Annotated in this window: 1 protein-coding gene; it reads right to left on the reverse strand. The window is 74.1% G+C overall.

The features are described 5' to 3' along the window. Nucleotides 1-132: 132 nt before the first annotated feature. Entirely contained in the window at nucleotides 133-11,463 is an 11,331-nt protein-coding gene (locus Ahu01nite_RS44290; protein ID WP_203842782.1) for a type I polyketide synthase, read from the reverse strand. Between the last annotated feature and the right edge of the window lie 13 nt (nucleotides 11,464-11,476).

The raw sequence follows: 11,476 nt of genomic DNA on the forward strand, positions 1-11,476 counted from the left end.
CCCCGCCCCGCCCCGGGGTGCCGGGGCGGGGCGGGGTGCACACACCGTTCACGGTGCGCCATCGCTGCGTCATTGCGTTATCGTTCGGTTATCACTGCCGGGGGACGTGGCACTCAGGACAGAACGTCGCACTCAGGGCAGATCGCCGGTCCGGAGGTCACGCAACCAGTCCCGCACGGCGAACGCCGCCGACTCGGAATACTCCTCCATCATCGTGAAGTGATCACCGGGAACGTGGGCGTCCGCGGCCGGGAACGGCCACTCGGGCTGCCACTTGTCCTCGGTCTCCAGGACCCCGGACTCCCCCGGCGGGAAGGTGGCGTGCACGTACAGCGTCGGCGCCTCGATCCGCGCGGGCGCCCAGTCAGCGAACAGGCGCAGGTACCCGTTCTGACCGGTGAGCTGCGTACCCGTCATCATCTCGAAAGCGTCGCTGGCGGCCCCGCGCTGCCGGAGCACCGCCGTGATCCGGTCCTCGAGGGTGGTCGTCGCGGTGTACGTGTCCAGCAGCGCCACCCCCACGGGCGCCGGCCCCTCCCGTTCGAGCAGGGCGGCGACGGCGTTGGCCATCCACCCGCCCGACGAGTATCCGAGCAGCACGAACGGCCGGCCGGCCGCTGCTCTCCTGATCGCGTCGGCCTGGTAGCGGACGGCCACGTCCCTGGTCGCGGGCAGCAGCTCCCCCGTCACGAAGCCGGGGTGCGGCAGCACGGTCACGTCCCGGTCCCCCGCGAACACCGGGGCGAAATGGCCGAAGTAGTGCGGGCCGGAGGGCGCCACCGCGGGCGCGAAGCACAGCAACGGGATTCCCGGCCCGGTGGCCAGCTGGAACGGGGGCAGTGGAGCGATGTCCCCGGCCTCGGCGAACGTCGGCCGCAGCAGCGAGGCGGCCTTCAGCAGTTCCCATGCCTCGTCGTGCAACCCGAGGTTGAGGCCCTGCCGGTACAGGCCGGTGAGCGTGTCCTCGGGCGCCTCGACGGCGGTGGGTACGACGGGGGTGGAGCCGATCCCCGCCGAGAGCTCGCGGCGCAGGTAGGCGGCCAGCGCCGGGCCGGTCGGCTGGTCGAACGCCACGGTCGCGGCCAGCCGCAGCCCGGTCACGGCGGCGAGGCGGTTACGCAGTTGCAGCGCGCTCAGGGAATCGAGGCCGAGCTCGGCCAGGGTGCCGGAGATCTCGATCTCCTCCGGCGCGTACCCGAGCACGGCGGCGACCTGATCGCGGACGACCGTCAGCATCGTCCGCTCCTGGTCCTCCCCGGTCATCACGGCCAGTCGTTGCGCCAGCGCCACCTCCTCCGGGCCGGCCGCCCGGGCCGCCCGCCTGCGCACGAGACACCGGAGCAGCGCCGGCACCTCGTCGGATCCGCCACGCAGGGCGGCGATGTCGAGCCGCATCGGCACGACCGTGGCGTCGTCCCCGGCGCAGCCGAGGTCGAACAGCGCGACGCCCTCGTCCTGCGTCAGGCCGTCGACGCCCGAGCGGGACATCCGCGCCACGTCGGTCCCGGTCATCGTGCTGCGCATCTCGCTGGCCGTCGCCCACAGCCCCCAGGCCAGGGAGACCCCCGGCAGACCCGCCGCCACCCGATGGTGGGCGAGCGCGTCGAGGAACGCGTTGGCGGCGGCGTAGTTGCCCTGGCCGGCGTTGCCGAACGTGCCGGCGGCGGAGGAGAACAGCACGAACGCGGACAGGTCCAGGTCCCGGGTGAGTTCGTGCAGATGCCACGCCGCGTCCACCTTGGGCCGGAGCACGGTGTCGACCTGACGCGGGGAGAGCGCGCCGATCAGAGCGTCGTCGAGCGCGCCCACGGAGTGGACCACACCGGTCAGCGGGTGCTCCCCGGGCACGCCGGCCAGCAGCGTGGCCAGCGCGGCGGGGTCGGTGACATCGCAGGCGGCGAGCGTGACGTCCGCGCCGAGGCCGGCCAGTTCGGCCCGCAACTCCTCGGCGCCGGGTGCGGCGGCGCCGCGACGGCTCGCCAGCACCAGGTGGCGGACGCCGTGGCCGGTCACGAGATGCCGCGTGATCACGGCACCGATCATGCCGGTGGCGCCGGTGACCAGGACGGTGCCGCCGGGCGCGAACCCGGCGGGCCGCTCCTGCCCGGACGGACGGACAGGTGCCAGGCGCGGCACCAGCTGGCCACCGGAACGCAACGCCACCTGCGGTTCGGCGCCCGCGGCGACGGCGGCCAGGGCCGCGCCGGACTCGTCGTGCTCGTCCGTGTCGATCAGCACGAACCGGCCGGGATGCTCGGACTGGGCCGACCGGATCAGGCCCCACACCGCGGCGTTCGCCAGGTCCGGCACGTCCTCGCGGGGCCCGGTAGCGACGGCCCCGCGGGTCAGGAAAACGAGCCGGGAGCCGGCGAACCGGTCGTCGGCCAGCCACTGCTGAACCAGCCCCAGCACGCGAAGGGTCGCGTCATGGGCGGCGGCAACCGGATCGGGCCCGCCGCCGGCACACGGGACGACGACCAGTTCCACGGGCTGCCCGCCCTCGGCCAGGGACGCGAGATCGGGGTGCTCCTCGACGGCGGCACCGGCGACGGCGAACCTCGCCGCGGCCTTGAGGTCGTCCGGACCGAGGACGGCGTACCCACCTCGCGGAGCGGGGACGGCCGTAGCGGACGGCGCGGGCACCCACTCGACCCGGAACAGCGAATTGTGGTGACGGGCGTTCAGCCCGCCGGGGGCGATCGCCCGCACGACGAGGGACTCGACCGACGCCAGCAGGGACCCTCGCGCGTCCGTCAGGTGCAGGGTGATCGCGTCCGGGCCGGCCGGGGCGATCCGCACCCGGGCAGCGGTCGCGCCGGTCGCGTGCAGGCGCACCCCGCTCCACGCGAACGGCAGCCGGGGCCCACCGGTGTCCCCGCCGTCCCCGCCGCCGCTGAGCATGGACGCGTGCAGTGCGGCGTCGAGCAGCGCCGGGTGGACCCCGAACGACGCGGCGTCGCGGTGCTGCGGCTCGTCCAGCTCCACCTCGGCGTACACGGCGTCCCCGGCACGCCATGCCGCCCGCAGTCCCTGGAACGCGGTCCCGTACTCGAACCCGGCGTCCGCCAGTGCGTCGTACAGACCGTCGAGATCAACGGGTGCCGCCCCGGCGGGCGGCCAGTCCATGCCCGGGATCTCGCCGGCCGGGCCGCCGACGGTCAGCGAGCCGGTGGCGTGCCGGGTCCAGTCACCGGCGGCACCCGGGTCCTCCGGGCAGGAGTCGATGCTGAGCGTACGGCGGCCGGAGCCGTCGTCACCCCCGACCGCCACCCGCAGCCGCATCCCGCCGCGTTCGGGCAGCGCCAGCGGCCCCGTGATCGTCAGCTCCTCCAGCACGTCCGCTCCCACCCGGGCACCCGCGGCGAGCGCGAGCTCCGCGAGCGCGGTGCCGGGCAGCAGAACCACGCCGGCGAGGGCGTGGTCGGCGAGCCACGGATGCGTGTCCGTGCCGATCCTGCCGGTGCACACCACGCCCTGCTCATCCGGAAGCTCCACCGCGGCACCGAGCAGCGGGTGGTCCGCGTCGGTCAGGCCGAGACCGCCCGCCGCCTCCTCGAGGCTCAGGTCCGGTGGCGCGTCGAGCCAGAAGCGCCGGCGCTGGAACGCGTACGTGGGTAGCTCGACCGAGCGTCCGCCCCGGACCAGTTCCGCCCAGTTCACCGGGACACCCGCGACGTACGCCTCGGCCAGTGCCGTCCGGAAGCGGCCGGTGCCACCGTCGTCACGGCGCAGCGTGCCGAGCACCGCGGTGCCGTCCTCGGCATCGGCGTCCAGCAGGGTGTCCTGCACGGCGAGCGTCAGCACGGGGTGCGGGCTGACCTCGATGAACACCCGGTGACCCCGGGCGGCGAGGGCGCGGATCGCCGGTTCGAAGCCGACGACGTTGCGGCAGTTGCGATACCAGTAGCCCGCGTCGAACGCGGCGGAGTCGATCCAGTCACCGGCCGAGGTCGAGAAGAACGGCACGGCGGGAACCCCGGACCTCACGTCCGCCAGCGCCGCGAGGATCTCGTCCTCGATGCCGTCCACGTGGGCGGAATGCGAGACGATGCCCATCGGGACCCGCCGCGCCCGGACACCCGCCGACTCGCACCCGGTGAGGAGCTCCCCCAGCGCCGCGTGGTCGCCCACCACGACGACCGAGCGCGGTCCGTTGAGGGCACCGATCGACAACCGGCCCGGCCACGCCGCGATCATGGTCTCGGCCTCGGCCTCGGACACCATCACGGAGAGCATCCCGCCGGCGCTCACGACGGCGAGCAGGGCACGCGAGCGCAGGGCGATGACCTTGGCACCGTCCTGCAGGCTCAGGGCACCCGCGACGCAGGCGGCCGCCACCTCACCCTGCGAGTGGCCGACCACAGCGGCGGGTTCGACCCCGTTGGCCCGCCACAGCTCCGCCAGGGACACCAGCATCGCCCACAGCACGGGCTGCAGCACGTCCAGCCGGTCCAGGCCGGCTTGCGAGGTACCGCGAAGGACGTCGGGCAACGACCAGTCCACGTACGGGGAGAGCGCGGCGGCGCATTCCGTGAGGCGCTCGGCGAAGACGGGCTCGGTGTCCAGCAGGTGAGCGGCCATCCCCGCCCACTGCGACCCCTGGCCCGGGAACACGAACACCGGCTTCGGCGCGCTCAGAGCCGTACCCTCAGCGGCTCTTGACGTCGGTGTGCCCGCACCCAGCTGGGCGAGCTCCGTGAGCAGTTCCTCGCGGGTGTCGCCGACGACGACGGCCCGGCGGTCCCAGGTGGTGCGGTCGGTGAGCAGGCTCCGGGCGACGTCGGCCGGGTCCAGCCCGGGGCGGGCGGCCACGTGGGCGTGCAACCGGCGTGCCTGGTCCCGCAGCGCCTCGGGGCCGCGCGCGGACAGCACCCACGGCACGGCGGGTGTCTCAGCGGTCATCCCGGCGGTCACCACTGCCGGGAGGGGATTCTCGGGCTGTTCCAGCAGGAGGTGGGCGTTGGTGCCGCTGATGCCGAACGACGACACACCCGCGCGGCGGGGCCGGTCCGTCTCCGGCCACGGCCGGTTCTCCGTCAGCAGATCGACCGCTCCCTCGGACCAGTCGATGTGCGGGGAGCGCTCGGTGGCGTGCAGGGTCTTCGGCAGCACGCCGTGCCGCATGGCCATGACCATCTTGATCACGCCACCCACCCCGGCCGCGGCCTGGGTGTGGCCCACGTTCGACTTCAGCGACCCGATCCAGAGGGGCTGGTCCACCGGCCGGTCCTGCCCGTACGTGGCCATCAGCGCCTGGGCCTCGATCGGGTCGCCCAGCGCGGTGCCGGTGCCGTGCGCGTCGACGGCGTCGACGTCGGACGGCTGGAAGCCGGCGTTCGCCAGGGCCTGCCGGATGACGCGCTGCTGCGAGGGGCCGTTCGGCGCGGTGAGACCGTTGGAGGCGCCGTCCTGGTTAACCGCCGAACCACGGACCACCGCCAGCGGCCGATGACCGTTGCGCCGGGCGTCCGAGAGCCGCTCCAGCACGAGCAGCCCGATGCCCTCGGCCCAGCCGATGCCGTTCGCGTCCGCGGAGAACGCCTTGCAGCGGCTGTCGGGGGCGAGCATGCCCTGGCCGTCGAACTCCAGGAACGATCCCGGTGTGGACATCACGGTGACACCACCGGCCAGCGCGAGCGTGCATTCGCCCGCCCGTAGCGCCTGCGCCGCCAGGTGGATCGCGACCAGCGACGACGAGCACGCCGTGTCGATCGTGACCGCCGGGCCCTCCAGCCCGAACGTGTAGGACACCCGGCCGGAGGCGACGCTGGCCGAGCTGCCCAGTCCCAGCTTCCCCTCGAAACCCTCAGGGACCCGCCGGAACCGGGTGGCGTAGTCGTTGTACATCACACCGGCGAACACCCCGGTCGCGCTGCCCCGCAGCGAGTGCGGGTCGATCCCGGCGTGCTCGATCGCCTCCCAGGAGGCCTCGAGGAGCAGTCGTTGCTGCGGGTCGACCGCCATCGCCTCCCGCGGCGACATGCCGAACAGCGTCGGATCGAAGTCGGCCGCGTCGTGCAGGAAACCACCGAACCGGATGATGCCGGCGGCGTCGTCCTCGGAGCCGGTGAGCGAGCCGACGTACCACCCACGGTTGTCCGGGAGCCCGGTGATCGCGTCCTGGCCGCCGCTGACCAGCTGCCACAGGTCCTCCGGTGTGCTCACGCCGCCGGGGTAGCGGCAGCTCATGCCGACGATCACGATCGGGTCACCGCCGGATGCGGACCGCGCGGCGACCGTACGCGTCTCGTCCGCACCGAACAGCACGCCGTGCACGTGGACCGCCAGCGCGAGGGGCGTCGGATAGTCGTAGATCAGTGTGGCGGGCAGGCGCAGGCCGCTCGCCGTGCCGAGCCGGTTGCGCAGCTCGACCGCGGTGAGGGAGTCGAAGCCGAGGTCACCGAACGCCCGGCCGGGTTCCACGACAGCGGTGGACGCGTGGCCCAGGACGGCGCAGACAGCGGCGCGTACGAGCTCCAGCACCGCCGGGAGACGCTCCTCCGCCGGGAGCGCCGAGATCCGTTCCGCCACCGCGCCCTGGGCCCGCGCGGTCTGCGGGCGCGCCGCACGCACCAGCGCGCGCAGCAGCGGGGGAACCTCCTCCGGCCGGGCCCGCATCGACGCCAGGTCCAGCCGCATCGGCACCGCCACGGCCGACGGCAACGCGATCGCGGCGTCGAACAGCCGCAACCCCTCCTGCGCCGGTAGCGCTGTCACCCCGGCTCGGGCGAGGCGGCCCCTGCCGCTCGGGTCAAGGTCCCCTGCCATGCCGCCCGGATCGGCCCACAGGCCCCACGCCAGCGAGGTCGCGGGCAGGCCCCGGGCGCGCCGGCTCTGCGCCAGCGCGTCGAGGTACGCGTTGGCCGCCGCATAGTTGGCCTGGCCGGGATTCCCGAACGTGCCCGCCGCGGAGGAGAACAGCACGAACGCCGACAGCTCCCCCGCCAGCTCGTGCAGGTGCCGGGCGGCGCTGACCTTGGGCCCGAACACCGCGTCGATCCGCTCCGGCGTCATCGACTCGATCACGCCGTCGTCCAGCACCCCGGCCACGTGCACGACCGCGGTCACCGGATGCCCGGCGAGCAGCTCCGCCACCGCGTCGCGATCCGCGACGTCGCAGGCCACATCGGTGACCTCGGCACCCAGGCCGGTCAACTCCTCGGACAGCGCGTCAACCCGGCCCCGCCGGCTCGCCAGCACCAGCCGCCGCACCCCGTGACGCACCACCAGGTGCCGGGCCACCAGCCCGCCCAGCGTCCCGCTCGCACCGGTCACCAGCACGGGACCGCTGCCGAAGCCCGGGCCGTCCTGCGCCACGGGGCGGGCGCGCACCAGCCTCGGCACGGACGGTTCCCCGGCGCGTACGGCGAGCTGCGGTTCACCGGTCGCGACGGCGCCCGGCAGTGCGCGCAGCGAGGCCGCGGACCCGTCGAGGTCCGCGAGCACGAACCGCCCGGGGTGCTCGGACTGGGCCGCGCGCACCAGACCCCAGACCGGCGCGCCCGCCAGGTCCGCGACCTCCTCGTCGGGAACGGCTGCCACCGCGCCGGTGGTGACGAACACCAGCCGTGCCGCGGCAAACCGTTCATCGGCGAGCCAGTTCTGCACCAGCGCCAGGGCACGGTGAGCCGTCCCGGCGGGGTCACCGGAGGACGTGAAGGGGGCGTACACCAGGTCCGGCACCGTGTCGCGCGCCAGGGCATCCAGGTCCGCGACCACCCGCACCGGCTCGGCGAGCTCCTGGCCGAACCCGTCCCCGAGCACCACCCAGCCGGACGGCGCCGGTGCGGCGGGCCGAAGACGCGTCCAGTCGACCCGGAACAGCGAATCGAGCCGCTCCGCGTCCAGGCCGTCCGCCGCGAGCGGCCGCAGCGACAGCGAACCGACCGAGGCGACCGGCATCCCGGCACCGTCGGTCAGGACGATCGCCACTCCCGAGGCGCCCGCCGGTGAGATCCGGACCCGCAGCGCGGTGGCGCCGCTGGTGTGCAGCCGCACCCCGGCCCAGGAGTACGGCAGGTGCAGCTTCTCCGCCTCCGCCACGAACCCGCCGAGGCTGATGGCGTGCAGCGCCGCGTCGAGCAGCGCGGGATGCAGGCCGAAGGAACCCGCGGTGTCCATGTCGGGCAGTTCGACCTCGGCGAACACCTCGCCGTCCCGGCGCCACGCCGCACGGAGGCCCCGGAAGGCCGGCCCGTAGCCGAGTCCCGACAGGGCGAGGGTCTCGTAGTGGCCGTCGATGTCGATCCGTTCGGCACCGGCGGGCGGCCAGACCTCCACGCCCGCGGCGGTCCCGTCCCGCGCCGCGCCGACCGCGAGCGCACCGACCGCGTGCCGTGTCCACGGCTCGTCATCGGGGGCGTCGTCGGGCCGCGAGTGGATGGTCAGGGCGCGGTGGCCCGTCTCGTCCGGCGCGGAGACGGACACCTGGAGGCGTACGCCGCCCTCCCCGGGCAGCACCAGCGGCGCCGCGAGAGTCAGCTCCTCGACCAGATCGCACCCGACCTGGTCACCCGCACGCACCGCCAGCTCCACGAACGCCGAGCCCGGCACGAGGATCAGGCCCCCGACCGTGTGATCGGCCAGCCAGGGGTGGGTGGCCAGCGAGAGCCGCCCGGTGAGCAGGGCGCCCTCCTCGTCGGCGAGGGTCACCGCGGCCCCCAGCAACGGGTGGTCGGCGCTGAGCAGCCCCGCGGCGGTCACATCCCACGCGTACGCTCCCGCGTCGAGCCAGAACCTCTCGCGCTGGAAGGGGTACGTGGGCAGATCGGTCCGCCGGGCACCACGTCCCGCGAACATCGCCTCCCAGTCGGGGACGACACCGCGCACGTGCAGCGCAGCGATCGCGGACATCAGGGTGACGCTCTCCGGCCGGTCCGCACGCAACCCGGCCACCAGCACCGCGGCGTCGTCGCCGGCACAGTCGCGGCCCATCGCGGTCAGCACCGCGTCGGGCCCGAGTTCGAGGTAGCCCGTGACACCCGAGTCCTGCAGCGCCCGTACGCCGTCGGCGAACCGCACGGCCTCACGTGCGTGGCGTACCCAATGCTCCGGATCGCGGGCCTGCGCCGGTGTGAGCAACGCTCCGGTCAGCGTGGACACGATCGGGATCGCCGGCGTCCCGTAGCCGATGCCGCGCGCGACGGTGCGGAAGTCCGCCAGCATCGCGTCCATGTGGGACGAGTGGAACGCGTGACTGACCCGCAGATACCGGGTCTTCCCGCCGCGTTCCCGCCACGCGCTGTCCACCGCCGCGACGGCGTCGGCGTCGCCCGCGATCACCGTGGACGCGGGGCCGTTGACCGCGGCGATGTCCACCGCCCCGCCGAGCCCGGCGAGCAGGCCGCGCACCGTGTCCTCGTCCGCCTGCAGCGACAGCATCGCTCCGGTGCCGGGCAGCTCCCCCATCAGCCGGCCGCGGGCCGCGACGAGGGTGCACGCGTCGCCGAGGGAGAACACGCCCGCGGCGTACGCCGCCGCCAGCTCACCGATGGAGTGACCGCCGAGGAACTGCGGGGTGACACCCCACGTCGTGACGAGCCGGAACAGCGCCACCTCGACCGCGAAGATCGCCGGCTGGGTGTACGTGGTCCGGTCGAGCAGTCCGGCGTTCCCGCTGCCGGGCTCGGCGAACATCACGTCACGCAGCGGCTGCTCCAGGTGCGGTGCGAACGCCGCGCAGACCTCGTCGAGTGCGTGTGTGAACACCGGGAACTCGCGGTACAGCTCGCGGCCCATGCCGGTCCGCTGGCTGCCCTGCCCGCTGAACAGGAACGCCAGTTTGCCGCGGGTTCCCACCGTGCCGCGTACCAGGTTCGGCGCCTCGGCGCCGGTGGCCAGCGCGGAGATCCCTTGCAGCAGCCCGGCCCGGTCGGTGCCGACGACGGCGGCCCGGTGTTCCAGGGCGGACCGGCCCGTGGCGAGCGAGTAGCCGACGTCGACCGGTGAGACGTCCCGGCCGTCCAGGTGGGTCAGGAGGCCGGCGGCGCGGTCACGGAGCGCGCCGGGGTCGCTGCCGGACAGCACCCAGGTGACAGCGTCGGCGAGCACCGGCTCGACCGGCGGCTCGTCGCCGGGTTCCGCGGCCGGGGCCTGTTCGAGGATGACGTGGGCGTTGGTGCCGCTGATGCCGAACGACGACACTGCCGTCCGGCGCGGTTGTCCCGTCTCCGGCCACGGCCGAGCCTCGGTCAGCAGCTCCACGGCCCCCGCCGACCAGTCCACGTGCCGGGAACGTTCCCCGGCGTGCAGGGTCTCCGGCAGCAGACCGTGCCGCATCGCCATGACCATCTTGATGACGCCCGCGACGCCCGCCGCGGTCTGGGTGTGGCCGATGTTCGACTTCACCGAGCCCAGCCACAGCGGCCGGCCGGCCTCCCGGTCCTGACCGTACGTCGCCAGCAGCGCCTGTGCCTCGATCGGGTCGCCGAGCGTCGTGCCGGTTCCGTGCGCCTCGACCGCGTCGACCTGGCCGGCGCTCAGCCCGGCGCTCTCCAGCGCCTGCCGGATCACCCGCTGCTGCGAGGGGCCGTTAGGCGCGGTGAGACCGTTGGACGCGCCGTCCTGGTTCACCGCCGAACCGCGCACCACCGCCAGCACGGGATGCCCGTTGCGGCGGGCGTCGGACAGCCGCTCCATCAGCAGCATGCCGGCGCCCTCACCCCAGCCGGTGCCGTCCGCGTCATCGGAGAACGACTTGCACCGGCCGTCCGCGGCCAGGCCGCGCTGCCTGCTGAACCCGATGAACGTGTCCGGGGTGGCCATCACGGTGACGCCGCCCGCGAGGGCGAGCGTGCATTCGCCCGACCGCAGGGCCTGGGCCGCGAGGTGCAGTGTGACCAGCGAGGACGAGCAGGCGGTGTCCACCGTGACGGCGGGGCCCTCCAGCGCGAACGTGTACGAGACCCGGCCGGACGCGACGCTGCCGAAGCCGCCGGTGCCGATGAAGCCCGCCAGCTCCTCGGGCACGGACCGCAGCCGGGACGAGTAGTCGTGGTACATCACACCGGCGAACACGCCCGTCCTGCTGCCGCGCAGCGACGTGGCGTCGATCCCGGCCCGCTCGAACGCCTCCCAGGACGTCTCCAGCAGCAACCGCTGTTGCGGGTCCATCGCCAGGGCCTCGCGGGGGCTGATCCCGAAGACACCGGGGTCGAAGTCGGCCGCGTCGTGCAGGAAGCCGCCCTCCGTCCGGAACACCCGGCCGGGGTCCTCGGGATCGGACAGCTCGACGTCGCCCCAGCCCCGGTCCGCGGGGAACGGCGTCACGCCGTCGCGGCCGTTCGCGACCAGCTCCCACAGCTCCTCGGGCGAGCGCACCCCACCGGGGAAACGGCAGCTCATGCCGATGATCGCGACCGGTTCCTGCTCACCCTGTTCGACCTCGCGCAGTCGCTGGCGGGTGTCGCGCAGGTCGGCGGTCACGCGCTTCAGGAAGTACCGGAGCTTGTCCTCGTTGTCCATAACCTTGGCCTCG

Source organism: Winogradskya humida (genome assembly GCF_016862215.1).
Taxonomy (GTDB): domain Bacteria; phylum Actinomycetota; class Actinomycetes; order Mycobacteriales; family Micromonosporaceae; genus Actinoplanes; species Actinoplanes humidus.

Bases quoted from the DNA above. Each gene is read 5' to 3' on its own strand.
- Ahu01nite_RS44290 (WP_203842782.1), bottom strand. From the start codon at position 11,463: ATGGACAACGAGGACAAGCTCCGGTACTTCCTGAAGCGCGTGACCGCC.